Raw genomic sequence first — 24,276 nt, forward strand, 5'->3', positions numbered from 1 at the left:
GGGCACGTCACAAACGTCGCAGCGCGAAGAACGAAATGAGGCGAACACCAGCTGTGAGCAGCTCAACTTCCCAGTTCGGACAGAACCAGTGGCTAGTCGACGAGATGTATCAAAAGTACAAACAGGACCCGTCCTCGGTCGACGCGAGTTGGCACGAGTTCCTCACGGATTACACGCCGGAAGCCACCGAATCCGGTAACAGCCAGGCTCCGGCCGCCTCCACCGCTCCCGCAGCGGCCCCAGCGCCAGCACCCAAGGCCGCCGCACCCAAGGCCCCAGCGCCCAATGCGGCAGCCGCTCCGGCTCCCAAGCCCGCGGCAGCGACTGCGCCGCCGAAGGCTGCCGCGGCAAAGGCTCCGGCTCCCGCTCCGGCCGCCAAGACCGTGCGCGCACCGCAGACCACCCCCGCGCCGGTGTCGAACGCACCGGCCACCAGTGCGCCCAAGGCAGCTGCCGCCGGCCCGGAGAACAAGGTGCTGCGCGGCCCCGCCGCCGCCATCGCCAAGAACATGTCGGCCTCGCTGACGATTCCCACGGCCACTTCGGTGCGCGCGATCCCGGCCAAGCTGATGATCGACAACCGCCTGGTGATCAACAACCACCTGGCCCGCACCCGCGGCGGCAAGATCTCGTTCACCCACCTGCTGGGTTACGCGATCGTGCAGGGAATCAAGGCGTTCCCGAACATGAACCGCCACTTCGCCGAGATCGACGGCAAGCCGAACTCGGTCACCCCCGCCCACACCAACCTGGGCCTGGCGATCGACCTCCAGGGCAAGGACGGCAGCCGATCGTTGGTCGTGGCCGCCATCAAGGAAACCGAAGACATGAGCTTCGGTCAGTTCCACGCGGCCTATGAGGACGTCGTGCGCCGCGCGCGCGAGGGCAAGCTCGGTGCCGACGACTTCGCCGGCGTCACCATCTCGCTGACCAACCCCGGCACCATCGGCACCGTTCATTCGGTGCCGCGCCTCATGCCGGGCCAGGGCGCGATCATCGGTGCCGGTGCGATGGAGTACCCCGCCGAGTTCCAGGGCATGAGCGACGAGCGGATCGCCGATATCGGCGTCGGCAAGCTGATGACGCTGACCTCGACCTACGACCACCGCATCATCCAGGGCGGCGAGTCGGGCGACTTCCTGCGCACCATCCACAACCTGCTGATCTCCGACGAGTTCTACGACGAGATCTTCCACGGCCTCGGCGTGCCGTACGAGCCGATCCGCTGGCGCAAGGACATCAGCGCGCGCGGTGTCGACAAGAGCGCGCGCGTGCTCGAGATGATCGCGGCCTACCGCAACCGCGGGCACCTGATGGCCGACACCGATCCGCTGCGCCTGGTCAAGGACAAGTTCCGCAGCCACCCCGACCTCGACGTCACCCAGCACGGCCTCACCCTGTGGGACCTGGACCGAACCTTCGACGTGGGCGGTTTCCACGGCCAGGAGCGGATGAAGCTGCGCGATGTGCTCTCGATCCTGCGTGACGCGTACTGCCGCCACGTCGGTGTGGAGTACACCCACATCCTCGAGACCGATCAGCTGCAGTGGATGCAGGATCGGGTCGAGCAGAAACACGTCAAACCGACTGTCGCGCAGCAGAAGTACATCCTGAACCGGCTCAACGCGGCCGAGGCTTTCGAGACCTTCCTGCAGACCAAGTACGTCGGTCAGAAGCGGTTCTCGCTCGAAGGCGCCGAAGCCGTCATCCCGATGATGGATGCCACCATCGACCAGTGCGCCGAGTACGGCATGGACGAGGTCATCATCGGCATGCCGCACCGCGGTCGCCTCAACGTGCTCGCCAACATCGTCGGCAAGCCGTACTCGAAGATCTTCACCGAGTTCGAGGGCAACATGAACCCGGCGGCCACGCACGGCTCCGGCGACGTGAAGTACCACCTCGGTGCGCACGGCCAGTACCTGCAGATGTTCGGCGACAACGAGATCGAGGTCTCACTCACCGCCAACCCCTCGCACCTGGAAGCGGTCGACCCGGTCCTCGAGGGCCTCGTGCGCGCCAAGCAGGACCTGCTCGACAAGGGCGACGGCCCCGACGGCTTCTCGGTGATGCCGCTGATGCTGCACGGTGACGCCGCGTTCGCCGGTCAGGGCGTGGTCGCCGAGACGCTGAACCTGTCGGGTCTGCGTGGTTACCGCGTCGGCGGCACCATCCACATCGTGGTGAACAACCAGATCGGCTTCACCACGGCGCCGGAGAACAGCCGCTCCACCGAGTACTCCACCGACATCGCGAAGTTCATCGGCGCGCCGATCTTCCACGTCAACGGTGACGACCCGGAGGCCTGCGACTGGGTCGCTCGCCTGGCGGTCGACTTCCGCCAGAAGTTCCGCAAGGACGTCGTCATCGACCTCGTCTGCTACCGCCGCCGCGGGCACAACGAGGGCGACGACCCCTCGATGACCCAGCCGGAGATGTACGACATCATCGACACCAAGCGCTCGGTGCGTAAGGCCTACACCGAATCGCTGATCGGCCGTGGTGACATCTCCATGAAGGAGGCCGAGGACGCGCTGCGCGACTACCAAGGCCAGCTGGAACGTGTCTTCAACGAGGTCCGCGAGCTGGAGAAGTACATCCCGGAGCCGTCGGAATCGGTCGAGGACGATCAGAAGGTGCCCGCCACGGTGGTCACCGCGGTCGACAAGTCGGTGCTGCAGCGCATCGGTGACGCGTTCCTGAACACTCCCGACGGTTTCAACGTGCACCCACGCGTGAAGCCGGTGCTGGAGAAGCGTCGCGAGATGGCCTACGAGGGCAAGGTCGACTGGGCCTTCGCCGAGCTGCTCGCCTTCGGTTCGCTGATCGACCAGGGTCACGATGTGCGCCTGACCGGTCAGGATTCGCGTCGCGGCACCTTCACCCAGCGTCACTCGGTCATCATCGACCGGGTCAACGCGGTCGAGTACACCCCGCTGCACAACATCGGCTCGGAGAACCCGGGCTGGTTCGCGGTGCACGATTCGGCGCTGAGCGAGTACGCCGCGGTCGGCTTCGAATACGGCTACTCCCTCGGCAACCCCAACGCACTGGTGTTGTGGGAGGCGCAGTTCGGTGACTTCGTCAACGGCGCGCAGTCGATCATCGACGAGTTCATCTCTTCCGGTGAGGCCAAGTGGGGCCAGCTCTCCGACGTGGTGCTGCTGCTGCCGCACGGCCACGAGGGTCAGGGTCCCGACCACACCTCCGGTCGCATCGAGCGCTTCCTGCTGCTGTGTGCTGAGGGTTCGATGACCGTGGCGGTGCCGTCCACGCCGGCGAACTACTTCCACCTGCTGCGTCGTCACGCGCTCGACGGAATCCGTCGTCCGCTGATCGTCTTCACCCCGAAGTCGATGCTGCGCAACAAGGCTGTGGTGTCCGACGTCAAGGACTTCACCGAGTCGAAGTTCCGTTCGGTGTTCGACGAGCCCACCTACGAACAGGGCGTCGGCGACACCACCAAGGTCAAGCGCATCCTGCTGACCTCGGGCAAGCTCTACTACGAGCTCGCCGCGGAGAAGGCCAAGCACAAGCGCGAAGACGTGGCCATCGTCCGGATCGAACAGCTCTACCCGATCCCGACGTACCGCCTCAACGAGGCACTGGCCAAGTACCCCAACGCGACCGACATCGCCTGGGTCCAGGAAGAACCGGCCAACCAGGGCGCATGGCCCTTCTTCGGCCTCAACCTCCCCGAGGTACTGCCCGAGCGCCTCGGCCGCCTGCGTCGCATCTCGCGTCGCGCCATGTCGGCCCCGTCCTCGGGTTCGTCGAAGGTGCACGCCGTGGAACAGGCCGAGATCATCAGCGAGGCTTTCGAGCCGACCACGTAAGTACCTCTCACACAACGACCGACGCCGGGTGGATCATCACGATCCACCCGGCGTTCGCCGTTTCCGCACGAGACACGGGTCACAGAGTTCTCTCACCCGCCCCGCAACGACACCACAGTGCCCCCAGGTAACGTCCGACAAATCCTTTAAGGGGCCCGAAGGGCCCCGCTCGAGCGCGCCAGCGCTCCAACAAACACAGGAGCACGGCATGACGAGCGGACGTAACGGATACCTGCTGTTAGGCGGGATCGCCTCGGTCGGGGCGGGCGCCGTGCACTTCATGGCGGCCGGAATGCACACCGAGCACGCCACATTGGCGCGGCTGATGGTGGTACTCGCCGCGGTCCAGTGCGCGACGGGGCTGGCGGTATTGCTGAGCGAACGCAAACTCGTCGTGACCTCGATGCTCGCGGTGAATGCTTTCGCGGCCGCGATGTGGGCGTTCACCCGGTTCGCCGATGTGGGGTGGATCGCCGGGTTGACCGCGGAGTCACCGCAGGTGGCGGACACCGTGTGCGCGGCGTTGGGCGCGCTGGCTGCTCTCGCCGCGGGCATCGGCCTGCTGCGGCCCACCGCGACCCTGCCGCCGATGCGGTCGGGGATCGCGGCGGCGGCGGTGGGGGTGCTCGCGCTAGCGGCGATGCTCAACGGCGTCGGCCACGTGCACAGTCACGGCGATACCGGCGAGCACGCGCACGCCGCGGGCGACGACCACGCGCACGGTGCCGGCGACGAGGCGAACTGGCCTCGTCCCTGGGATCCGACCCAGCCGATCGACCTGTCCGGTGTCTCCGGCGTGAGCACCGACCAGCAGACCCGCGCCACCAACCTGATCCGCAGCACCCTCGCCGGTCTCCCCGCCTTCGCCGATGTGAATACTGTTGGCGCCCTGGGCTTCCGCTCGATCGGCGACTCGGCGACCGGTTACGAGCACTACATCAACACCGGCTACATCCGCGACACCAACTTCCTCGACGCCACTCACCCGGAGTCACTGGTCTACCGGGTCGACGGCACGAACCGCACACTCGTCTCGGCCATGTACATCGCCAACGGCAAGAAGATCGACGACCCCGCCCTCGTGGACTTCGGCGGGTCGCTGATGCAGTGGCACGTCCACGACAACCTCTGCTGGAAGGCAGGCGACAACGGCCCGCAGATCGCCGGGGTCATCGACGAACAAGGCAACTGCCCGCCCAACTCGATCAACCCCGGCTCGGGCAATCCGATGGTGCACGTGTGGATCGCACCGCACGAGTGCGGTCCGTTCGCCGCGCTCGAAGGTCATGGGGCGGGCCAGGCATCCGCGGATGGCCGCCGGACAGATACCTGTGGCGGCCACGACCACGGCGGCGGCCACAAGTAGTAGGCCGATCAGCCGGGCTGAACCCAGCGGCGCAGCGCATAGATCGTGGTTTCCGGAGAGGTGTTGAAGCAGAACCGGATTCCGGGTGCGAGCTCGGACGCGACATTGATCAACCGTTCGAACAGCAAGGTGTGCTCGGGCGCCATCCGCACGCCCGCGCCGATCATCGCGACCCCGAAGGTGCCGCCCGCCGCGCACTCGCGCAGCTTCGCCTCCGCCGCGTCCGGGTCGGCGGGTACCTGACAGGAGACGATGTCGAATCCCGCTGCCCGCAAGGCGGATTCGCCCGCTGCTATTCGGGCGGTCAGGGTGGCTTCATCGAGATTCGGATATTTGGTGTAGTCGACGGCACCGGGGTGCAGACCGATCGAGAGCACGGTCTGTGAATGCTGTTCTGGCACTGAGTTCTCCGTTCTGATCAGGTAGACGGCGACCGAAACGCCCGCGAGCAGGACGGCCAGCAGAGCGCCTACCCTCACCACGGGGCGGTGCCCATTCTGTCGAAGAAACCGCCGGTGGGACCGTCCCGCTCGATCGTGGCCATGGCGACTACCGCGTCCGTCCCCTCGGCCACGGTCTGAAAGCCGCTGTTGCCGTTGAGATCTGTGGCCGTGTAGCCGGGATCCACCGCATTGACCCGGATGTCGGGCAGGCCGCTCGCGTACATGGTGGTGAGCATGTTCAGTGCGGCTTTCGTGGTCGGATAGCCGAGAGCGGGTGGCAGCAGTCCCGCCCATTTCGGGTCGGTGATCACCGCGATCGAGCCGACTCCGCTGGAGACCATCACGATGCGTGGATGGTCGGAGCTCTGGAGCAACGCAAGGAAGGCGTGCGTCACGCGGATAGGACCGAAGACGTTGGCCTCGAACACTTCTCGCAGGTCATCGGGGCGGGTGTCGGCCGGTGCGGTGTGTGGGCCGCCGATGCCCGCGTTGTTGATCAACACGTCGAGGCGGCCCGCCGCGGCTTTCACTGTGTCGGCGGCCGCGGCGACGGAATCATCGGATGTCACATCCAGCGGCACGAACCGCACGTCGAGCCCGTCCGCGACGAGTTCGGCCGCGGCCGCCTCCCCGCGCGCGGTGTCGCGTGCGCCGAGAAACACCTGCCAGCCTTTGCTCGCCAGCCTGCGCACGGTTTCGCGGCCGAGCCCTTTGTTGGCCCCGGTGACCAGGGCGATCGTTGTCGTCATGGGAGAAGATTCCCGTCTGCGCACCGCCGTCTCCAGTGCCGCGCGGGCATAGGACTCGCGGTACCACCCGTGCTCGCGCGAAGTGCGGCACCATGGATGAGGTGGACAGAGCCGAACTTGCCACCGTCCTACGCACCGCGCGATCCCGGCTGACACCCGCCGACGCGGGGCTGCCCGGCGGATCCCGCAGGCAGGTGCCCGGCCTGCGACGTGAGGAAGTGGCATACCTGGCCGGCGTGAGCGTCGACTACATCGTGCGACTCGAACAGGGCCGCGGCCCCAAACCCTCCGACCAAGTCCTCGGCGCCCTGACCAGAGCACTGCGCCTCAGTGATGTCGACCGTGACCTCGTCTACCGCCTGGCCGGCTCGGAACCGCCACAGGCAGGCCGCATTCCGATGCTCATCCGCCCCAGTGTGCTGCGTCTGCTCGACCGACTCGCCGACCTGCCCGTCATGGTCCTGTCCGCCAAATCCGACATTCTGGCGTGGAATCCCCTGTCGGCGGCCCTGTTCGGCGATTTCTCCGCGATCCCACCCGCTGAGCGCAACATCATGTGGCAGCGCTTCCTCGGCACCAGCCTCAACCGCATCGTCATGACCCCCGAAGAAGCCGACCGCAACGCCGAAGCCTGCGTCGGCTGCCTGCGCGCGGTGAAAGCCGCCTACCCCGACGACCCCGGCCTGACCCGACTACTGGCCGAACTCCGTTCCAACAGTCCCCAATTCGACACCCTCTGGAAAGCAGGCCGCTCCAGCACGCTACGCAGCCTCACCAAAACCATCGCCCACCCCCACCTGGGCACCCTCACCCTCGACTGCGACGCCATGCTCGTCCCCGAAGCCGACCAATCCGTCATCATCTACTCCGCACCCCCACACACCCCCACCGCCACCGCCCTGGACCTCCTCCGCGTAACCGGCCTCGAATCGTTCGAATCCCACTGAAACCCGCTGGCCGCCGTGAATTTCCGGTCCGGGGGTGTCAGACGGCTCGGTCCGTCACCATCTCCGCGCGGATCGAGGCGACCGCGGCTTTCGGGTCGTCGGCCCAGAAGGCGACGGTGCTCGCCGTGAAGTCGCCCTGTGGGGTGTGGAAGGTTCGCGGTTCGATCAGGTCGACGCGGATATTGGTCGAGCTGCCGACGATGACCGCGAGGGTTGCCAGGCCGGGGCCGGTGAGCTGCAAGGACTTCGCTCCGTCGTAGGCGCGTAGATCGTTGTGGACGGCGCGGATGTCGGCCAATGGGAGGTCGAGGGCGACACGGCGCAGGTAGCGGACCCGCAAGAGTCCATCGGTGAGCAGGTGTGGATACATGTGGTGCGCGGCCAACATGCCGGCCATCCACAACAGTCCCAAGGCGCCGAGGAACAACGCGACTATCTGGACCGGCGGCCACGGAATGATCAGGTGGACCGCCGGGATCTCCACGGCGCTGACCACGATGAACGCCCAGAGCACGGCCGATACCGCGCCCGCGTATCGGATCGGCGTGCCGCCTACGGTGTCCGGCCTGCGGGCCAGGGCGCGCGCGAGGCTCACCCAGATGTCGATTTCGAACCGGACGAAACGCCGTGCGAGCTGGGTGGTCGGGCGCATGGACCCTCCTTTTCAATACACTCGCATTGTAAAGAGCCGAGGCATGGCAATACAAGTGCATTGTGAAAGGATCGGCCTATGCCGAAGCGGGTGGATCACAGTTCTCGACGCGCGACGATCAGCGATGCGGTGATGCGCCTGCTCGCCCGCGACGGCCTCGAGTCGATCAGCCTGCGCCATGTCGCCACCGAAGCCGGGGTTTCCACCGGTCAGGTGCAGCACTATTTCCCCAGCAAGGACGCGATGATGGAGTTCGCCACCTCCACCATCGCCGACCGGATCGCGGCCCGGATCACCGCGGCGGGCCCCGACCCCGATCTCCACCAGATCCTCACCGCACTGCTGCCCACCGACGCCGAGTCGGCCGCCGACGCCCGCATCCTGATCGGCTACCTGGCCTTCGCCTCGGTCCGTCCCCACATCGCCGAAGCCCTGGCCACCAACGGCCTGGCCTTCCGCGACCACGTCGCCAGCATGATCACCCCTCACCCCGACCCGACGACTGCCGCCGACACCCTCCTTGCCCTGCTCGACGGCCTCGCCCTGCACGTCACCATCGGCCAACTGTCCCCAGAAAGGGCCCGAGTTTTGCTGACCGCGGCAATCGATGGTGTGCGGAACGATCGACGCAAGGCACTGCCTGACTGAAGCAGCTCGAATCGAGCCGGCCGGTAGCCCTGATTTCAGGGCTACCGGCCGCTCGGCACAGCGGGAATCATCGTTGTCGTCCGCTCTGTGACAACACTTTTCGAAAATTGGGAGACAGCGTGTCGATCGGGAAATTCATCATGGCCGGTGTGGCGATCGTGGCACTGGGGTCGGCGACGCCTGCTTACGCGGCAGCCGCGCCGACGGCAGCCGCACAGGTCGCCGAGTCCGGGAGTGCTGATGTGACGACCGGGAGCTCGGTGTTGGTGATGCTCATCGAGGAATTCTTCAAGCCGTGCCCGTTCAGCAGCGCGGTCTGCCCGGTTACTTAATCGACGACGGCGAGCCGGAGTCGGGCTACCGCGGTGGCGGTTTCGGCCATCACCAGTTCGGCGTTGATCTGCGCGCCTGCCATGGCGCCTGCTGCCGCTGCCGCGCCGACCTGGGCCGACGGATCGGTGGCGTTGCCCGCGATCCAGACGCCGGGGACCGAGGTACGGCCTACCGGATCGGCGGGGATGTGGTCGCCCGCGCCGGAGGGGTGCGGTTCGGGGACCAGGCCGAGATCGGTGAGAAACGTGGCGCGGGTGTTCATGCGCGGGCCGACGACCAGGGCGTCGCGTTCGATGACGGTACCGTCGGCGAGCTGGACACCCGTCAGCCGGTCGGCACCGAGCACCTCGACGACCTCGCCGTCGACGATCCGAATTCCGCGTGCCACAAGCTTTTCCGCGTCGTCGTCACTCAGCGGGGCGGCCGTGTGGGACAGGAAGACGATGTCGTCGCTGAGCTGACTGAACAGCAGCGCCTGGTGCACCGCCATCGGTCCGCTCGCCAGCACGGCGATGCGCTGATCGCGCACTTCCCAGCCGTGGCAGTACGGGCAGTGCAGGACATCGTGGCCCCAGTGTTCGCGCAGGCCGGGGACTTCGGGGAGCTCGTCGGCGAGTCCGGTGGCGACAAGAATGCGCCGAGCGCGCACGGCCCGGCCGTCGTCGAGGGTCACGAGGAATTCAACGAGTTCGGCCTCCGAGTCGCGACCGACCCGCTCGACGTTCACCACCCGTCCCGGCACCACGTGGCCGCCGTACCCACGCACTTCGGCCCGGCCGAGCTCGAGCAGCTCCAACGGCGGCATCCCTTCGCGCCCGAGCAGTCCGTGTATCCCCTGAGCAGGCGCGTTACGCGGCGACCCCGCGTCGATCACGGCCACCGAGCGCCGCGACCGCGCCAACATCAGCGCCGCGTTCAGCCCGGCGGCTCCACCACCGAGCACCACTACGTCGTATGAATCGTTCAGCTGTGTCATCTCGACCTCCTTCGAGAATCCACAGTGCACTCCCACCACAGGGACTGGCAACATTCTTTGCCGACATGGCAAACTGGAGCCATGGACGACCTCGATCAGACCCTGGACTCGGTCGGCCCTCGCCTGCGCACCCTGCGCAAACAGCGCCAGACCACCCTCGCCGACCTCTCCCAGGAAACCGGCATCTCGGTGAGCACCCTGTCCCGGCTGGAATCCGGCGACCGCAAACCCACCCTCGAACTACTGCTCCCCCTGGCCAAGGCGCACGGCGTCACCCTCGACGAGCTCGTCGACGCCCCGCCCACCGGCGACCCGCGTATCCACCTGCGCCCGGTCACCCGCCACGGCATGACCATGCTCCCGCTCACCAAACGCGCGGGCGGCATCCAGGCGTTCAAGATGATCATCGCCCCCGGTGCCCGCGATCGGCCCCAGACGCCGCAGGTGCACGAGGGTTACGAGTGGCTCTACGTGCTCAACGGTCGCCTTCGCCTGATCCTCGGCGACAACGACCTGATCATGAACCCCGGCGAGGCCGCCGAGTTCGACACCCATGTCCCGCACTGGTTCGGCGCCGCCGACGAACAATCTGTCGAATTCATCAGCCTGTTCGGCAAGCAGGGCGAGCGCGCACATCTGCGCGCCCGCCCGAAGTCCGGCTAGGGCATTCCCGACGCCGAACTACGACATCAGCCGAGCGTGAAGCTCGCCCGTCCCGCGATGTGCTCCAATTCCTGATGCTGGGGCAGGGTTTCGTCGGTGGTCACAATCCAGGCCTCCACCCGACCCTTGCCGGGCGCGGTGCCGAACCCGACGATCACATTGCCCGGCGCGTGCAGAAGCTGACCGTTCTCCACGGGGTGCGACTGGCCGTTGCTGACGCCGGTATCCAGATTGCGGAAGTGCACGGCCACCTGGTAGCGCTGGCAGAAGTCCCCGGTCTGGGTGATCGCCACCCGAACGCCGAAGGTGCCCGACTGCGGCTGCGGCACGGTCTGGGCGTTGATGATCGCCGCGCAGTTGACGCCGGGAGTCCGGCTGAGCGTCGGCGTGAACCCCGCGATCGGATCCGACGGCAGCGCACCGGCGGGCGCACCGAGTCCGACGAGAACGGCGCCGGCGGAAATAGTCACGGCAGAGAGTTTGCGAAACGTGCTGTTCGTGAGAGTCATACCCACTTCGTCGTCCCGAACCGGCCTGCCGTTAGCCGCCGTTACGGTCACGATTCGGCATCTGAATACCAACTGCCACAACGGATTAGACGGATGAATCCCCTAATCCCATGCAGCAGCGGACGCCGCTGCGAACAGGGCATCTCATGACAGGTTCGCGACGCGCCAAGCGGTCCGTTAACAGAAATCTCAACCTCGTCCCCCGGCGCCCACGATCGACCGCAAACGCCCCGACTGATCCACCGCAGTGGGTTAGGATGCTCCGAGAGATCCATGGGGGGATGGGCTAGTTTCGTTGCGATACAACATAATTCAACCCTGCCTCCGCAGGACGGAGCCCTGCGAAGCCGCTCCGGCCGAGACGCTTCGGAGGCATTGTGAACGACCTGGCGGTTGACGTATCCCGATTGAACGGATTCACGCTCGACCTGCAAGAAATCGTGGCGAACGCGTCGTCGAACGCCGGGCGCTTCCACGCCGGGATCGCCATGCCCGGCGGCGCATCGGGCCTCATCGCCGAGCTCAGTGCACCGCTGGAGAAGTTTCGGACCGCGCACTCCGCAGCCCTGCAATCCGACACGGTCACCATGGAAACCCTCGGCACCAACCTGTCGACGGCGGCGACGTCGTACCGAGCGACCGATGACGGGACTGCGACCGAACTCGCCGCCGACACAGATTCCGCTGCGGGGAATTCCGGAACCACGGGCGCCACCCGATTCGCCGGACTCCAGCTGCCCGCACTTCCCGAGGTCACCGACGATCAGTACACGCTGAAGCAATGGGTGACGTCGGCCATTTCTCAGCTCTCCCCTTATGACGAGCCATTGAGCGCGGCGCTGGGCATCAAGCTGACGGAGACGTACCTCACACCGCTGCTCGCGGATTGGGAGACGATCGAGACCATCGGCAAACGGATCGGCATGCTCGGGACCAACGACTATGTCGCGTCCCAGAACCTCATCAACGGCGCCGGATGGTTGACCGGCGAATGGTCCGGCGAGGCGGCGCAGACATTTTCGGCCCGCACCAGCACACTGAGCCAGTCGATGGGTGTGCGCAGCACCGACCTGGACAGCATGTCGAAGATCGTCGAAAACGGTGGCGCTTGCCTCGAACGGTTGGTGTACAACCAAGCCGCGGATCTCATCAGCAGAATCCTGAAAACGATTACCTACAACGAGGCTTCCTTCCCGCTCGGCGCGTGGGCGAAGCAGGTGAACGACCCGCTTCCGGCCGACCTGAAGACTCAGATCACCACAGGTGTCGACGAGTTGAAGGCGGCTGCGGATACACGCCAGAACGCCTTGACGACGATGATCGCCAAGTTGTCCGCCGCGCTGGACTACGCGCCCGGGCGCGCTGCTCCGATATACAACGCCACCGATTTCGAAGTCCCGGACAAAGTGGTTGCCGATCCAGGTACCAGGCGCTATGGGATCGGGAATACCGCCTGGTGGGAAGAGAGCGGCGACGATCGTGTCTGACCTCACCGAAAACAGCTGGCCCGTTCCCGATTCGCCGGTCGACTCGATATCTGGAGATCACTGATGTCACCACAAATTCCGGGGATGCCCGCGCCGCCGCCTACGGATGTAGGCGCGGGTGGCCATGGTTCGCAGCCGATCTACAGCCGTGCCGATGATCTGGCGTTCTTCAGCGTCGCGCTGCGGGCGCAGGTGGTGGCGGAAGTCGCGGGACTGACTCACGCGGCGAAAGGCATGCGCCACTACCTCGGCAACAGTGGAGATGATTTCTCGATCAACCCCGACGAGGCCATGAGCGATGTGCCCAGGTTGAAGAAGTGGGCCGATAAGGTCGTCACCGAGGCCGTCGCACCACTGGCTACCGACGCGGCGAATCACAACAAGGCTGTCACCTTCTCCTCCATCTGGGATGGCTTCTCCGTCAGTCAGGAGGAGAGCGAAGACTGGTTTCTCGCGATGGCCTCGGTGGAAGTCGCTGCGACCGGGGTGGTTACGACAACCCCTGCCGAAGGTGGTGGTCAACCGCGGATTTCGATGGACTATCAGATCCACCTCTATGACCGATACAACTGGGATGGCGGTAAGAACGTCGAAATTCTCGAGGTCACCCTTACCGACGAAAGACTGGGCGCATTACATACCGCGGGATTGGCGAAGGAGTTCAACCAGTTCGGCACCTCGGGAGTGCAGCACTTCGAGGGCGAACTGCCTGCTTACGGAGCGCTCGACCTGCCGGCGCCCGACGCCGGTCGAGGTGGTTCACGGACGGACCCGAGTCGATGAGAGCGCGCATGGTCCGCGTTCTGCGAGGCAACCATCAGGGTCTGGCGATTGTTGTTGTCGGCCTCGCACTATCGGCAGTGGCCGGATGTTCCGGCGGCGTGATCGATCGAGGCGGTGAGCCGATGGTGATGTCGGACAGTCCTGAACTCGTGGCGGAGGCCACCGATTTCGGCGACTGGTCGTTACCCGCCGAGGGGAAAGTGCTGCTCGTCCGGCGGGAGAAACCGGAGGATCTGCGGTACAACCTCGTGCTCGAGACCTCACCCTCCGGGCTGGCGTGGATGCTCGAGCACTCGCACTACACCGCGCCGTTCAAGAAATGGATGCCGGTTTCGCCAGTCGAGACCATAGCCGGACCTCCGCTGGCAACCTCCCCCAACCTGCAGAAGGCGCAGGACTTCTTCACGTCCCCAGAAGGTGACGCGATGATCCGCGACGTCCTCGTAGACGAGCGTTCCCCTGAGCTTCGGATAATCCACATCGAGTTCCGCGGTCAGTAGAACTCGGACGTGGGTTCCGCTCAGCCTTGCAGGGCCGCGATCAGGGCGGGGCTGAGAGCGAGCGCGGGCAACGACTCGACGAGCAGGTCGACCAGTGCCGCACGGCTGATCGGCTTCTCGACCATCCAGGTGAGGATGGTCTCCTCGACGAACGCGATCCAGCCGCGGATGGCCAAGGTGAGCCGGGCCAGCTCGGCACCCTCGGGCGGCAGCGGCAGTTCGCTGACGATGAGATCGGCGATGGCACCACGGGTTTCGTTGACGTAGCCGACCATGTCGGGGGTGACACTGGCGGGCCCGCGCAGCACCGAGCGGTAGGGCGCGGAGTGCTCGCACACGTAGTCGACGTAGCGCTCGATCGAGTCGCGCAACATGTCGAACAGCGACAGCTCGCGGTTGGGCATGATCGCGACGAAGAACTCGGTGCTCACATGCCGGGCGATCGCCTCGTGGAATTCCTGCTTGGAGGCGAAGTAGTGGAACAGCAGCCCGCGCGAGATGCCCGCCATCTTGGCGATGTCGTCGACCGAGATCTCCTCGAGTGGCCGGTCGACCAGCATCTCGGTACCGAGGGTGATCAGCTGCAGCCGACGCTCCTCGGGACTGAGCCGCACGCGCTTCGTCTCTCCCGCACTCCTGGTACTCACAAGTGACATCCTAGCCACTACTGATTCTGGTTCAATAGCTATTGACTACGTCTCAATAGAACCGTATTCTGAGTACATGAGTCGCAAGGTCACAGACAAAGCTGTCGAACCCCGAGCAGGCGCCCGCCATGTCAAGACGATCATCGTCGGCAGCGGGTTCGCCGGGCTCGGCCTGGCCATTCGCCTGCGTCAGCAGGGCCGCGAGGATTTCCTCGTGCTCGAGCGCGGTAGCGAAGTCGGCGGCACCTGGCGCGACAACACCTACCCCGGTGCTGCCTGCGACGTGCCTTCGCACCTGTACTCGTACTCGTTCGCCCCGAACCCGGACTGGACCCGCTCGTTCTCCAAGCAGGGCGAGATCCAGGCCTACATCAAGAGCGTCGCCGAGCGTCACAACGTGCTCGACCGCCACGTCTTCGACTGCGATGTGCTCAGCGTCCGCTGGAACGAAGCGAGCGCGCGGTGGGAGATCAGTTCCACCAAGGGCGAGTTCACCGCCGACACCGTGGTCTCCGCGATCGGCGCGCTGTGTGAGCCGTCGTTGCCGGACATCAAGGGCATCAACGACTTCGAAGGCGAGATCTTCCACTCCGCCCGCTGGAACCACGACGCCGACCTCACCGGCAAGCGCGTCGCGGTGATCGGCACCGGCGCCTCCTCGATCCAGATCGTGCCCGCCATCGCGAGCAAGGTCGCCACGCTCGACGTCTACCAGCGCACCGCGCCGTGGCTGCTGCCGCGCATGGACCGCCCGTATCTGCTGCCCGAACGTCTGGCGTTCAAGCACATCCCCGCCGTGCAGCGGCTCTCGCGCGCGGCCATCTACGCCGCCCGCGAGACCCAGGTCGTCGGCCTGACCCGCTTCCCCGTGCTGATGAAGGCCTTCGAGGCCCTCTCGCGTGCCAAGCTGCAGATCGAGATCCGCGATCCCGCACTGCGCAAGAAGGTCACCCCGAACTACCGGATCGGCTGCAAGCGCATGCTGATCTCCAACGAGTACTACCCCGCGCTCGATCGCGACAATGTCGACGTGATCACCGACGGCATCGCCGAGGTGAAGCCGGGCTCCATCGTCACCAAGGACGGCACCGAGCGTGAGATCGACGCGCTGATCGTGGCCACCGGCTTCCACGTCACCGACTCCCCGACCTACAACGCGATGGTCGGGCGCGACGGGCGCACGCTGGCCGAGGTGTTCGACGAGATCGGCCAGCAGGCCTACAAAGGCTCGGCCATCGCGAACTTCCCCAACATGTTCTTCCTGGTCGGCCCGAACGTGGGCCTCGGCCACACCTCGATGGTGTACATGATCGAATCGCAGATCAACTACGTCAGCGATGCGCTGGCGACCATTGAAAAGCGAGGTCTGCGCACGGTCGAGGTTCGCGAAGACGCGCAGCAGGCCTACAACACCGACCTGCAGGCGAAGTTGGGCAAGACTGTCTGGAACACTGGCGGCTGCGCCAGCTGGTACCTGGACAAGCACGGCAACAACACCACGTTGTGGCCGGACTTCACCTTCGAATTCCGTAGGCTCACACGGCATTTCGATGCCGATGCCTACACTACGACAACCGCAGACGCCGACAGGGAAGTGGTGGCAGCACAGTGAGCAAAGATGCTTACTTCACGAACAAGGTATGCGTGATCACCGGAGCCGGCTCCGGCATCGGGCGCGCACTGGCCGAGAACCTGGCCGCCCGTGGCGCCAAGCTCGCGCTCTCCGACATCGACGCCGAGGGCCTGGCCCAGACCGTCGCGTCCTGCGAGAAGCTGGGCGCGCAGGTCAAGTCCGACCGGCTCAATGTGGCCGAGCGTGAGGCTTTCCTGCTCTACGCCGATCAGGTGAAGGCGCACTTCGGCGTCGTGCACCAGATCTACAACAACGCGGGCATCGCCTACCACGGCGACGTGATCAAGACCGAGTTCAAAGACATCGAACGCATCATGGATGTGGACTTCTGGGGCGTCGTCAACGGCACCAAGGCGTTCCTGCCGATGCTGGTCGAGTCCGGCGACGGTCACGTCGTCAACGTCTCCAGCCTCTTCGGTCTGGTCACCGTGCCCGGCCAGGCGGCCTACAACTCGGCCAAGTTCGCGGTGCGCGGCTTCACCGAGGCGCTGTACCAGGAGATGCGGGTCGCCAAGGCGCCCGTCAAGGTCACCTGTGTGCACCCCGGCGGTATCAAGACCGCGGTCGCCCGCAACGCCACCTACGCCGCGGGCATGGACGGCGCCAACACCGCCTCCCTGTTCGACAAGTACCTGGCGATTCACAGCCCGGAGATGGCCGCGCAGACCATCACCGAGGGTGTGCGCAAGGGCCACGCCCGCGTGCTGATCGGCTGGGAGGCCAAGGTGCTCGACGTGGGCGTGCGCTTGTTCGCCTCCGGCTACAACCGGATCTCGGCCGTGGTCAACGGCCGCTTCATGCCTAACTGACTCCCTCGAGATCCAGGAAACTCCATGCGCGAGTTCAAGATTCCGCTGCCGATCGCCCGCACGCTGCTCGACCCGGTGTTCCGGATGACGTTGAACGCGCGGCTACCGGTCGTAGTTCAGCGCGTTCTGCTCGACGCGGTCTCCCGGCTGCAGCTGATGCCCGACGGTTCCGTCGTGCAGCACCTGCAGCTGGGTGGCAGGCCCGCCGAGCGCGTGATCGCCGATACCGCCATTCCGGGTTCGCGTACCCGGGCGGTCCCGCCGGAGCGGGCCGCGGGCGCGATCCTGTACCTGCACGGCGGCGGCTACGTGGTCGGTTCGATCGCCACGCATCGTTCGCTGGTGGCCCGGCTCGCGCTCGAGACCTCGTGCGCGGTGTACTCGCTGGACTACCGGCTGGCGCCGGAGCACCCGTTCCCGGCCGGTCTCGACGACGCCGAGGCCGCGTTCCTCGACCTGGTCGACAATGTCGGCTACCGGCCCGAGCAGATCTGCCTGGCCGGTGATTCGGCGGGCGGCGGCCTGTCGATGGCGCTGGCGCAGCGGCTGATCGAACGGCATCAGATGACGCCCGCCGCACTCGGCCTCATCGCACCGTGGGTCGATCCCACCGAGGTGCCGAGCAAGGACCGCGATCTGGTGATCAACCGGGCGTGGTCACAGGCGTGCGCCGCCTACTACCTCGGCGACGCCGCCGTCACCGAAGTGGGTTACGCCCCGCTCTCGGGAGACCTGATCGGCCTGCCGCCCACCTACGTGCAGGTCGATGTGAGCGAACTCCTGCACGACCAGTGTCGCAAGCTCGTCTCAGCCCTGCGTGGAGCCGGCGTGCACGTGCGCTTCACCGAAACCCGCGGCCTCTGGCACGTCGCACAACTGCAAGCCGCGCTGGTCACCGAGGCAGCGACGGCACTCAGCGAACTCGCGGAATTCCTGCGAGAAGCAATTCAGCCGGTATCGATCAACGATTTACGATAAGGCCTGGTGACGGGCAATTCGGGCGGCGATATCGCGACCCGACCGAACGTGTCGTAGATTACTGGCGAGTAGAACCCACTGGAAGGGCACAGATGCGAGAGTTCGAAGTTCCGGCTTCCTACACCATCCCGGACGATGCGAACAATTCCGACAACGTCTTCCGCTTCGCGCAGGAGACGCCGAACACGGTCTTGTTCAACGTCCCGAACGGCAGCGGCGGCTGGAATGACGTCACGGCGGCACAGTTCGAGAAGGCCGTCCTCGGCGTGGCCAAGGGCCTGATCGCCGCGGGCATCGAGCTGGGCGACCGCGTCGCGATCATGGCCGCCACCCGCTACGAGTGGTCGCTGCTCGACTTCGCGATCTGGGCCACCGGTGGTGTGACCGTCGCGATCTACGACAGCTCGGCCGCCGAGCAGGCCAAGTGGATCCTGCAGGATTCCGAGACCAAGCTGCTGGTCGTCGAGAACGACAAGCACCGCGCCACGATCGACGAGATCGAAGCCGGTTCGCTGCCCGCGCTGGCCGAGACCCTCGAGATCGACAAGGGTGCCATCGACACCCTCACCGAGCGTGGTGCCGCGCTCGACGACTCGGTCGTGCACGAGCGCCGCAAGCTGGTCGGCGCGGCCTCGCCCGCCACCCTGATCTACACCTCGGGCACCACCGGCCGCCCCAAGGGCGTCCAGCTGACCCACGCGAACCTGTGGGCGGAGTCGCGTTCGGGCGGCATCGAGCTCAGCGCGTTCGTCTCCGAGGGTCAGAAGACCCTGCTGTTCCTGCCGCTGGCGCACGTGTTCGCCCGCGCCGTCGCGCTGATCGCCTTCGATTCCAAGGTGACCATCCGCCACAGCTCGGACTGGACCACGCTGGTCGAGCAGTTCGGCGACTTCAAGCCCGACTTCATCCTCTCGGTGCCGCGCGTGTTCGAGAAGGTGTTCAACTCCGCCAAGCAGAAGGCGCACGACGGCGGCAAGGGCAAGATCTTCGACGCCGCCGCGGACACCGCCATCGCCTACAGCACCGCGCTCGAGACCAAGGGCGGCCCCGACCTGCTGCTCAAGCTCAAGCACTTCGTCTTCGACAAGCTGGTCTACAGCAAGCTGCGCGCGGCCCTCGGTGGCCAGTGCCTGGCCGCTGTCTCCGGTGGCGGCCCGCTTGGCGCGCGTCTCGGCCACTTCTTCCGTGGTGCGGGCGTGACGATCTACGAGGGCTACGGCCTGACCGAGACCACCGCGGCGTTCACCGTGAACACGCCGTCGTTCATCCGGGTCGGCTCGGTCGGTCGCCCGATCCAGGGCCACGCGGCCAAGATCGCCGAGGACGGCGAGCTGCTGCTCAAGGGCTCGGTCGTATTCGACGGCTACTGGGGCAACGCCGAGGCCACCGACGAGGCGTTCGAGGACGGCTGGTTCAAGACCGGCGACCTCGGCGCCATCGACGCCGACGGCTTCGTCACCATCACCGGTCGCAAGAAGGAAATCCTGGTCACCGCGGGCGGCAAGAACGTCTCCCCCGCCGTGCTCGAGGACGCCCTGCGCGCGCACCCGCTGATCAGCCAGGTCATGGTCGTCGGTGACGGTCAGCCGTTCATCGGCGCGCTGATCACCCTGGACCCGGAAGCACTGCCGGGCTGGAAGGATCGCAACGGCGTCGCCGCCGACACCGCGATCGAGACCCTGATCGAGAACCCGGCGCTGGTCGCCGAGGTGCAGGCCGCGATCGACGAGACCAACAAGAAGGTCTCCAAGGCCGAGGCCATCAAGAAGATCCGTATCCTCCCGGTCGACTGGACCCAGGAGGGTGGCGAGCTCACCCCGAAGATGTCGCTCAAGCGCGCCGTCGTCATGAAGCAGTACGCGAGCGAAGTAGACAAGATCTACTCCTGATCCTCGCTGTTCGAAAGGCCGGTTGCGCTGTCGCAACCGGCCTTTCGGCTGTCTAGAACCGTTGCGCCGCGAATTGCGCCGCGGTGACGGTCATTCCGTTGATGCCGTAGAGGGTGTGCACCGCTGTGGGTTGGGCGAGTGGGGAACCGTCGCAGATGTTGTCCGTGGGGACACACAGGTCGATGGTCTTGTTCTGGTAGAGCGCACCGATCGACACCGCGGGTGCGTCCGCGTCGCGCATGAATCGATCCGACGGTTTGCCGAACAGCGCGACCGCCGCGACATGCTCGGCCACCTCGGGTGCCATCGGCTCGGGCAGATACACCTCGTACTCGGGCGGCACACCCTCGGGCACACCGGTTCCGGTCGCGAACCCGGCCAGCGCCGCGCCCTGGGAATACCCGCCGAGGACGATCCGAGAGTTGGGGCAGTTCGCCGCGATGTATTCGACCCGTCGCTGGGCATCGCCGATCCCCTGCAACACGGTGTGCGCGAAGGCGAGCCGATCGCCGAAGTTGCTGCTGGCCGGGTAGTCGACGCCGTACGAGCCGACCGAGCGTCCGCCCGCGTTCGCGCGCAGCGCTTCGACAAAGGAAACGCCGGTCAGACCTAATTCACCGCCCGGCTCGGCGGTTCCGCGAGCGAACACCACCTCGATATCGGAACAGGGTGCGGCGGTTGCGGAGTGGATGGGCGATACCAGGGGAATCGCGGCTGCCAAGAAGACTGCAGACACGAATCGCGAGAAGGAACGTGCTGTCATGCCGCGCAGACTACCGACCGCGAGCGTTCGCCGATGCCTCGGCCACCTCGGCGCGCCGCCGCGAGCTGCCCGGTCAGGCCACGCTCAACTGCCTCGATCGTAGGACCGACAGACCCGCGAAGGCGATCGCGAGGTCGGCGGTGATCTCGAACAGTGCTGCGAACCAAGAGAATCCGGTGACGCCGGAACTGGCAGGCGCGTTGATGAAGCTGTCGCTGAGTGGGCCGAACCAGTCGGGGAGCACGTGCACGATCGTGAAGCCGACCGCGCTCGCGAAGCCGATGAACACCGCGGCGCGTGCGGCTTCCTGACGGCGCCGCAACACCAGGATCACAGTGAGCAGCGCGAAGAGCAGTTGCAGGGTGCCGAGAGCGTTGACGAGGGCTGAGGTCGCGTCCATGCCGCGGCGTAGGTGGTCGGCGCCATGGACCAGGAGTGCGACGGCGAAGACCGCCGTCGTGGCGCGCAGTGTCGAGTCGGGTGCTGTCTCGGTCATCATGTCTCCTGCCGAGCGGGGATGTTCTACTACGCAGTGTAGTTTTCGACGGGTGCCTACGGGAGGTGTTCGGCCGTCACGAATTGGTCACCGGCCGGATCCCGTCCGCGACGTAGGCTCGGTCCATGGCGTTCTTACGGGCGGTGGCCGGGATCGTGGCCGCGGCACTGGTACTCGGGGTGGCGGAGTTGGTCGCGGCGTTCGCCGGAGCCGGTAGTGCGCCCGCGTACGCACTCGGCGCGACCGTTGTCGACCACACGCCCGACGGGGTTCGGGAGTGGGCGATCTCGACCTTCGGGACCAGCGACAAGGCTGTGCTGTTCGTGTGCATGGGCGTGGTGGCGGTCGTCGTCGCCGGAGTCGCCGGAATCTTCGAGCGAACGTCTCGGCCGGCCGGGTCGGTCGCCTTCGCGGTTTTCGGTGTCGTCGCCGCCGTCATCGGCGCCGGGAGAATCGGCGGGCTCGTCGGTGCGCTGCCCGCGCTGATCGGCACCGCCGCCGGAATTCTCGCGCTGCGGGCGTTGACCAGACGGATCGACGCCGCGTCCGATCCGCTGCGATCGGAGCCGGAAGCCGATGCGAGTCCTTCCCACACCGATGGGTCGACTGCGGGGTCCGGTCGGCGACGAGTACTCGGTGGCATCGTGGCGACCGGGGTGCTCGCCATCGGAGCCGGGCTCGCGGGCCGACTTCTCGGCGGTGCCCGCCGTGATGTGACCGCCGAGCGCGCGACTGTCGAATTACCGAGGGCGGCAACACCGTTGCCGGATCTTCCGCCGGATGCCGATCTGCGGGTACCCGGGCTCACCTCGTACATCACCCCCAACAGCGACTTCTACCGCATCGACACCGCGCTGATCGTTCCCCAGGTGTCCACAGACTCCTGGTCGCTGCGCATTCACGGCATGGTCGAACAGGAGATCACCCTCACCTGGGACGACCTCCTTCGCCAGACGCCGGTCGAGCGCGTGGTCACCCTGGCGTGTGTCTCCAATCCGATCAACGGCGACCTCATCGGCAACGCCCGCTGGCTCGGCTACCGCCTCGACGAACTCCTCGCTAGAGCCCGCCCGCTCCCGGATGCCGACATGGTCCTGTCCCACAGCAAGGACGGCTGGACCGCGGGCTCTCCCCTCTCGGCCCTCACCGACGGCCGCGACGCCATGCTCGCCATCGGTATGAACGGCGAACCCCTCCCCATCCAGCACGGCTACCCCGCGCGCCTGGTGGTCCCCGGCCTCTACGGCTACGTCTCCGCCACCAAATGGGTCACCGAACTCGAGGTCACCCGCTTCGACAAGGCCACCGCCTATTGGACCCGTCGCGGCTGGTCCGCGCAGGGCCCGATCAAGACCGGCACCCGCATCGACACCCCACGCGCCCGCGGCCGAATCCCCCAGGGCCGCACCGTGATCGCCGGTGTCGCCTGGGCCCAACATCGCGGCGTCACCGGCGTCGAAGTCCAGATCGACAACGGCGACTGGCGCCCCGCCCGCCTGTCCACCGAGGTCACCATCGACACCTGGCGCCAATGGACCTTCGACTGGGACGCCACCCCCGGCCAGCACACCCTGCGCGCCCGCACCCTCGACCCCACCGGCCCACAAACCGCCGTCTCCCAGGACGTCGTCCCCGACGGCGCGACCGGCTACCCCACCCTCACCATCCAGGTGCAATGAGCACGATGCCGTCAGGCGGTCGCGTCAGCTTTCGCCGGTTCGGGTGACCGGCCCGCACCGGACTTACCGTGGCCGACGAACAGGGCCGAGGCGACCACGCCGATCAGCAGGATGGCGGCGGGCAGGATCATCGACTGGGCCAGTGAGGTGCTGAATTCGTCGATGATCTGGGGTGGGAGGGGGCCGGTGGCTGCTCCTTCACCGACCGGGCCCGTGGCGCCGAGACCGTTGGCGGTCAGACGGGCGGCGACCAAGGCGCTGATCGCGGCACTGCCGAGGACCGAGCCGACCTGGCGAGTCGTGTTGTACACACCGGCGCCCGCGCCGGCCTGGGCGACCGGCAGGTTGTGGGTGGCGGTCGTGGCGAGCGGGGCCCAGATGCAGGCATTGGCCAGGCCCGCGACAGCGGCGGCGAGCAGGAACCAGACGATCGACGAGTCCGGGCTCATGAGCGCGCCGAAGGAGGCCACCGAACCGGCGAACAGCACGAATCCGGTCGTCGGCAGCAACCGCGGCGGCAGCCGATCCGACACCTTGCCGATGAACGGCGCGGCCAAGCCGGTGATGATCGCCATCGGCGCGAAGACCAGTGCCGACATGGTCGGCGACATCTCTCGCACCGACTGCAGATAGAAGTACGACGGCACCATCATCGAGGTGACCGCGGCGCCCATCGCGGCGATCGCCAGGTTCGACAGGGCGAAATTGCGGTCGCGGAACAGGCTCAGCGGCACCAGTGGTTCGCCCTTGTTGCGCGCCTGGTTGATCACGAACACCACCAGCATCACCACACCGAACCCGATCAGCAGCCAGATCCGCAACGACCAATCCTGCGAATTGCCCTCCTGGATACCGAAAACCAGCGCCAGCATGCCGATTCCGCTCAGGATCACGCCCACGATGTCGAACTTGTGGTCGCTGGTCGGCAGCGCGGGCACCAGCCACACGGCCAGTCCGAACGCGATGATGCCGACCGGCACATTGACGAAGAAGATCCATTCCCAACCGAGGTTGTCGACCAGCACACCACCGAGGATCGGGCCGATCAGCGTCGCCAGTCCGGCGACACCACCCCACAGACCCATCGCGGCACCGCGCTTGTCCGGCGCGAAGGTCCGGGTGATCACGGCCATCGTCTGCGGCGTCATCAGCGCGGCACCGATGCCCTGGGCGGCGCGGGCGGCGATCAGCATGCCGATGCTGCCGGACAGGCCGCACCACAGCGAGGCGGCGGTGAAGATCGCGAGGCCGATCAGGTAGATGTTCTTCGGCCCGAACTTGTCGCCGAGACGGCCGGTGACCAGCAGCGGCACCGCGTAGGTGAGCAGATAGGCGCTGGTGACCCAGATGACGTTGGAGATATCGGTGCTGAGCTCGGTCATGATGGCCGGATTGGCGACCGCGACGATCGTCATGTCCAACAGGATCATGAAGAACCCGACCACCAGCGCGAAGAGCGCCAGCCACGGATTACGTTGGGTGGTCATCGA

The 24,276-nt window shown here is 66.3% G+C and carries 23 protein-coding genes; 14 read left to right on the plus strand and 9 right to left on the minus strand.

Annotated features, from left to right (window positions below):
• The first annotated feature begins 104 nt into the window (after positions 1-104).
• Together ACLJPD_RS04550 and ACLJPD_RS04555 are read left to right on the plus strand one after the other, a co-directional pair.
• Complete coding sequence (locus tag ACLJPD_RS04550; protein WP_410871926.1) at positions 105-3,836, plus strand: multifunctional oxoglutarate decarboxylase/oxoglutarate dehydrogenase thiamine pyrophosphate-binding subunit/dihydrolipoyllysine-residue succinyltransferase subunit; 3,732 nt, start codon at positions 105-107, stop codon at positions 3,834-3,836.
• Between the two features lie 208 nt (positions 3,837-4,044).
• Positions 4,045-5,202 carry a hypothetical protein gene (locus ACLJPD_RS04555; protein ID WP_410870442.1) on the plus strand — a complete coding sequence of 386 codons (1,158 nt, stop codon included), beginning with the start codon at positions 4,045-4,047 and terminating at the stop codon, positions 5,200-5,202.
• Positions 5,203-5,210: 8 nt separating this feature from the next.
• Here ACLJPD_RS04555 and ACLJPD_RS04560 read toward each other — a convergent pair whose 3' ends face one another.
• Both ACLJPD_RS04560 and ACLJPD_RS04565 read right to left on the minus strand, forming a co-directional pair.
• Positions 5,211-5,681 (minus strand): hypothetical protein, encoded by a 471-nt coding sequence (locus tag ACLJPD_RS04560; protein ID WP_410870443.1) that lies wholly within the window; start codon positions 5,679-5,681, stop codon positions 5,211-5,213.
• A complete protein-coding gene (locus tag ACLJPD_RS04565; RefSeq protein WP_410870444.1) occupies positions 5,678-6,394 on the minus strand; it encodes an SDR family oxidoreductase in 717 nt (238 codons plus the stop codon). The genes ACLJPD_RS04560 and ACLJPD_RS04565 overlap by 4 nt, the downstream gene beginning before the upstream one ends.
• Before the next feature lie 92 nt (positions 6,395-6,486).
• Here ACLJPD_RS04565 and ACLJPD_RS04570 point away from each other — a divergent pair, with 92 nt between their 5' ends.
• Entirely contained in the window at positions 6,487-7,341 is an 855-nt protein-coding gene (locus ACLJPD_RS04570; RefSeq protein WP_410870446.1) for a helix-turn-helix transcriptional regulator, read from the plus strand.
• A 37-nt stretch (positions 7,342-7,378) separates the two neighbouring features.
• On the opposite strand, the gene ACLJPD_RS04575 is transcribed toward ACLJPD_RS04570, so the two are convergent.
• Complete coding sequence (locus ACLJPD_RS04575; RefSeq protein ID WP_410870447.1) at positions 7,379-7,993, minus strand: hypothetical protein; 615 nt, start codon at positions 7,991-7,993, stop codon at positions 7,379-7,381.
• Positions 7,994-8,071: 78 nt separating this feature from the next.
• Here ACLJPD_RS04575 and ACLJPD_RS04580 point away from each other — a divergent pair, with 78 nt between their 5' ends.
• Positions 8,072-8,641 (plus strand): TetR/AcrR family transcriptional regulator, encoded by a 570-nt coding sequence (locus ACLJPD_RS04580; protein WP_410870448.1) that lies wholly within the window; start codon positions 8,072-8,074, stop codon positions 8,639-8,641.
• A gap of 119 nt (positions 8,642-8,760) precedes the next feature.
• A complete protein-coding gene (locus ACLJPD_RS04585; protein ID WP_410870449.1) occupies positions 8,761-8,973 on the plus strand; it encodes a hypothetical protein in 213 nt (70 codons plus the stop codon).
• Here the strand turns inward: ACLJPD_RS04585 and ACLJPD_RS04590 are convergent.
• Positions 8,970-9,950, minus strand: coding sequence for an NAD(P)/FAD-dependent oxidoreductase (locus tag ACLJPD_RS04590; protein WP_410870450.1), 981 nt, complete (start codon positions 9,948-9,950; stop codon positions 8,970-8,972). The two genes, ACLJPD_RS04585 and ACLJPD_RS04590, sit on opposite strands and share 4 nt — an antisense overlap.
• An 81-nt stretch (positions 9,951-10,031) precedes the next feature.
• Here ACLJPD_RS04590 and ACLJPD_RS04595 point away from each other — a divergent pair, with 81 nt between their 5' ends.
• Complete coding sequence (locus tag ACLJPD_RS04595) at positions 10,032-10,613, plus strand: helix-turn-helix domain-containing protein (RefSeq protein ID WP_410870452.1); 582 nt, start codon at positions 10,032-10,034, stop codon at positions 10,611-10,613.
• A gap of 26 nt (positions 10,614-10,639) precedes the next feature.
• Here ACLJPD_RS04595 and ACLJPD_RS04600 read toward each other — a convergent pair whose 3' ends face one another.
• Positions 10,640-11,083 carry a hypothetical protein gene (locus ACLJPD_RS04600; protein ID WP_410870454.1) on the minus strand — a complete coding sequence of 148 codons (444 nt, stop codon included), beginning with the start codon at positions 11,081-11,083 and terminating at the stop codon, positions 10,640-10,642.
• A gap of 626 nt (positions 11,084-11,709) precedes the next feature.
• On the opposite strand from ACLJPD_RS04600, the gene ACLJPD_RS04605 reads away from it, so the two are divergent.
• The 3 genes from ACLJPD_RS04605 (at position 11,710) to ACLJPD_RS04615 (ending at position 13,892) form a co-directional block, all read left to right on the plus strand.
• Complete coding sequence (locus ACLJPD_RS04605; protein WP_410870455.1) at positions 11,710-12,609, plus strand: hypothetical protein; 900 nt, start codon at positions 11,710-11,712, stop codon at positions 12,607-12,609.
• 84 nt (positions 12,610-12,693) lie between these two features.
• Positions 12,694-13,392: a hypothetical protein gene (locus ACLJPD_RS04610; protein WP_410870456.1), complete on the plus strand. Its 699-nt coding sequence runs from the start codon at positions 12,694-12,696 to the stop codon at positions 13,390-13,392.
• An 8-nt stretch (positions 13,393-13,400) separates the two neighbouring features.
• A complete protein-coding gene (locus ACLJPD_RS04615; protein WP_410870458.1) occupies positions 13,401-13,892 on the plus strand; it encodes a hypothetical protein in 492 nt (163 codons plus the stop codon).
• Positions 13,893-13,912: 20 nt separating this feature from the next.
• Here the strand turns inward: ACLJPD_RS04615 and ACLJPD_RS04620 are convergent, their stop codons facing one another.
• Positions 13,913-14,548: a TetR/AcrR family transcriptional regulator gene (locus ACLJPD_RS04620; protein ID WP_410870459.1), complete on the minus strand. Its 636-nt coding sequence runs from the start codon at positions 14,546-14,548 to the stop codon at positions 13,913-13,915.
• A 67-nt stretch (positions 14,549-14,615) separates the two neighbouring features.
• Here ACLJPD_RS04620 and ACLJPD_RS04625 point away from each other — a divergent pair, with 67 nt between their 5' ends.
• The 4 genes from ACLJPD_RS04625 (at position 14,616) to ACLJPD_RS04640 (ending at position 19,848) form a co-directional block, all read left to right on the plus strand.
• Entirely contained in the window at positions 14,616-16,151 is a 1,536-nt protein-coding gene (locus ACLJPD_RS04625; protein ID WP_410870461.1) for a flavin-containing monooxygenase, read from the plus strand.
• The gene (locus ACLJPD_RS04630; RefSeq protein ID WP_410870463.1) at positions 16,148-16,981 is read left to right on the plus strand and encodes an SDR family NAD(P)-dependent oxidoreductase; all 834 of its coding nucleotides are present in this window, start codon (positions 16,148-16,150) and stop codon (positions 16,979-16,981) included. Before ACLJPD_RS04625 ends, ACLJPD_RS04630 begins: the two co-directional genes overlap by 4 nt.
• Before the next feature lie 24 nt (positions 16,982-17,005).
• Positions 17,006-17,959, plus strand: a complete 954-nt coding sequence (locus tag ACLJPD_RS04635) for an alpha/beta hydrolase (protein WP_410870465.1) — start codon at positions 17,006-17,008, stop codon at positions 17,957-17,959.
• Between the two features lie 92 nt (positions 17,960-18,051).
• Positions 18,052-19,848 carry an AMP-dependent synthetase/ligase gene (locus ACLJPD_RS04640; protein ID WP_410870467.1) on the plus strand — a complete coding sequence of 599 codons (1,797 nt, stop codon included), beginning with the start codon at positions 18,052-18,054 and terminating at the stop codon, positions 19,846-19,848.
• Positions 19,849-19,900: 52 nt separating this feature from the next.
• Here the strand turns inward: ACLJPD_RS04640 and ACLJPD_RS04645 are convergent, their stop codons facing one another.
• Together ACLJPD_RS04645 and ACLJPD_RS04650 are read right to left on the minus strand one after the other, a co-directional pair.
• The gene (locus ACLJPD_RS04645) at positions 19,901-20,611 is read right to left on the minus strand and encodes a cutinase family protein (protein ID WP_410870469.1); all 711 of its coding nucleotides are present in this window, start codon (positions 20,609-20,611) and stop codon (positions 19,901-19,903) included.
• A gap of 73 nt (positions 20,612-20,684) precedes the next feature.
• Positions 20,685-21,107, minus strand: coding sequence for a hypothetical protein (locus ACLJPD_RS04650; RefSeq protein WP_410870470.1), 423 nt, complete (start codon positions 21,105-21,107; stop codon positions 20,685-20,687).
• A gap of 125 nt (positions 21,108-21,232) precedes the next feature.
• Between ACLJPD_RS04650 and ACLJPD_RS04655 the strand changes: the two genes are divergently transcribed.
• Positions 21,233-22,786 (plus strand): molybdopterin-dependent oxidoreductase, encoded by a 1,554-nt coding sequence (locus tag ACLJPD_RS04655; RefSeq protein WP_410870471.1) that lies wholly within the window; start codon positions 21,233-21,235, stop codon positions 22,784-22,786.
• An 11-nt stretch (positions 22,787-22,797) separates the two neighbouring features.
• Here ACLJPD_RS04655 and ACLJPD_RS04660 read toward each other — a convergent pair whose 3' ends face one another.
• The gene (locus tag ACLJPD_RS04660; protein ID WP_410870472.1) at positions 22,798-24,273 is read right to left on the minus strand and encodes a DHA2 family efflux MFS transporter permease subunit; all 1,476 of its coding nucleotides are present in this window, start codon (positions 24,271-24,273) and stop codon (positions 22,798-22,800) included.
• Between the last annotated feature and the right edge of the window lie 3 nt (positions 24,274-24,276).

Origin of the sequence: Nocardia sp. A7 (genome assembly GCF_046549215.1) — a bacterium.
GTDB lineage: Bacteria > Actinomycetota > Actinomycetes > Mycobacteriales > Mycobacteriaceae > Nocardia.

Bases quoted from the DNA above. Each gene is read 5' to 3' on its own strand.
- ACLJPD_RS04550 (WP_410871926.1), top strand. From the start codon at position 105: ATGTATCAAAAGTACAAACAGGACCCGTCCTCGGTCGACGCGAGTTGG.
- ACLJPD_RS04555 (WP_410870442.1), top strand. From the start codon at position 4,045: ATGACGAGCGGACGTAACGGATACCTGCTGTTAGGCGGGATCGCCTCG.
- ACLJPD_RS04565 (WP_410870444.1), bottom strand. From the start codon at position 6,394: ATGACGACAACGATCGCCCTGGTCACCGGGGCCAACAAAGGGCTCGGC.
- ACLJPD_RS04570 (WP_410870446.1), top strand. From the start codon at position 6,487: ATGGATGAGGTGGACAGAGCCGAACTTGCCACCGTCCTACGCACCGCG.
- ACLJPD_RS04575 (WP_410870447.1), bottom strand. From the start codon at position 7,993: ATGCGCCCGACCACCCAGCTCGCACGGCGTTTCGTCCGGTTCGAAATC.
- ACLJPD_RS04580 (WP_410870448.1), top strand. From the start codon at position 8,072: ATGCCGAAGCGGGTGGATCACAGTTCTCGACGCGCGACGATCAGCGAT.
- ACLJPD_RS04590 (WP_410870450.1), bottom strand. From the start codon at position 9,950: ATGACACAGCTGAACGATTCATACGACGTAGTGGTGCTCGGTGGTGGA.
- ACLJPD_RS04595 (WP_410870452.1), top strand. From the start codon at position 10,032: ATGGACGACCTCGATCAGACCCTGGACTCGGTCGGCCCTCGCCTGCGC.
- ACLJPD_RS04605 (WP_410870455.1), top strand. From the start codon at position 11,710: ATGGAAACCCTCGGCACCAACCTGTCGACGGCGGCGACGTCGTACCGA.
- ACLJPD_RS04610 (WP_410870456.1), top strand. From the start codon at position 12,694: ATGCCCGCGCCGCCGCCTACGGATGTAGGCGCGGGTGGCCATGGTTCG.
- ACLJPD_RS04615 (WP_410870458.1), top strand. From the start codon at position 13,401: ATGGTCCGCGTTCTGCGAGGCAACCATCAGGGTCTGGCGATTGTTGTT.
- ACLJPD_RS04620 (WP_410870459.1), bottom strand. From the start codon at position 14,548: ATGTCACTTGTGAGTACCAGGAGTGCGGGAGAGACGAAGCGCGTGCGG.
- ACLJPD_RS04625 (WP_410870461.1), top strand. From the start codon at position 14,616: ATGAGTCGCAAGGTCACAGACAAAGCTGTCGAACCCCGAGCAGGCGCC.
- ACLJPD_RS04635 (WP_410870465.1), top strand. From the start codon at position 17,006: ATGCGCGAGTTCAAGATTCCGCTGCCGATCGCCCGCACGCTGCTCGAC.
- ACLJPD_RS04640 (WP_410870467.1), top strand. From the start codon at position 18,052: ATGCGAGAGTTCGAAGTTCCGGCTTCCTACACCATCCCGGACGATGCG.
- ACLJPD_RS04645 (WP_410870469.1), bottom strand. From the start codon at position 20,611: ATGACAGCACGTTCCTTCTCGCGATTCGTGTCTGCAGTCTTCTTGGCA.
- ACLJPD_RS04650 (WP_410870470.1), bottom strand. From the start codon at position 21,107: ATGACCGAGACAGCACCCGACTCGACACTGCGCGCCACGACGGCGGTC.
- ACLJPD_RS04655 (WP_410870471.1), top strand. From the start codon at position 21,233: ATGGCGTTCTTACGGGCGGTGGCCGGGATCGTGGCCGCGGCACTGGTA.
- ACLJPD_RS04660 (WP_410870472.1), bottom strand. From the start codon at position 24,273: ATGACCACCCAACGTAATCCGTGGCTGGCGCTCTTCGCGCTGGTGGTC.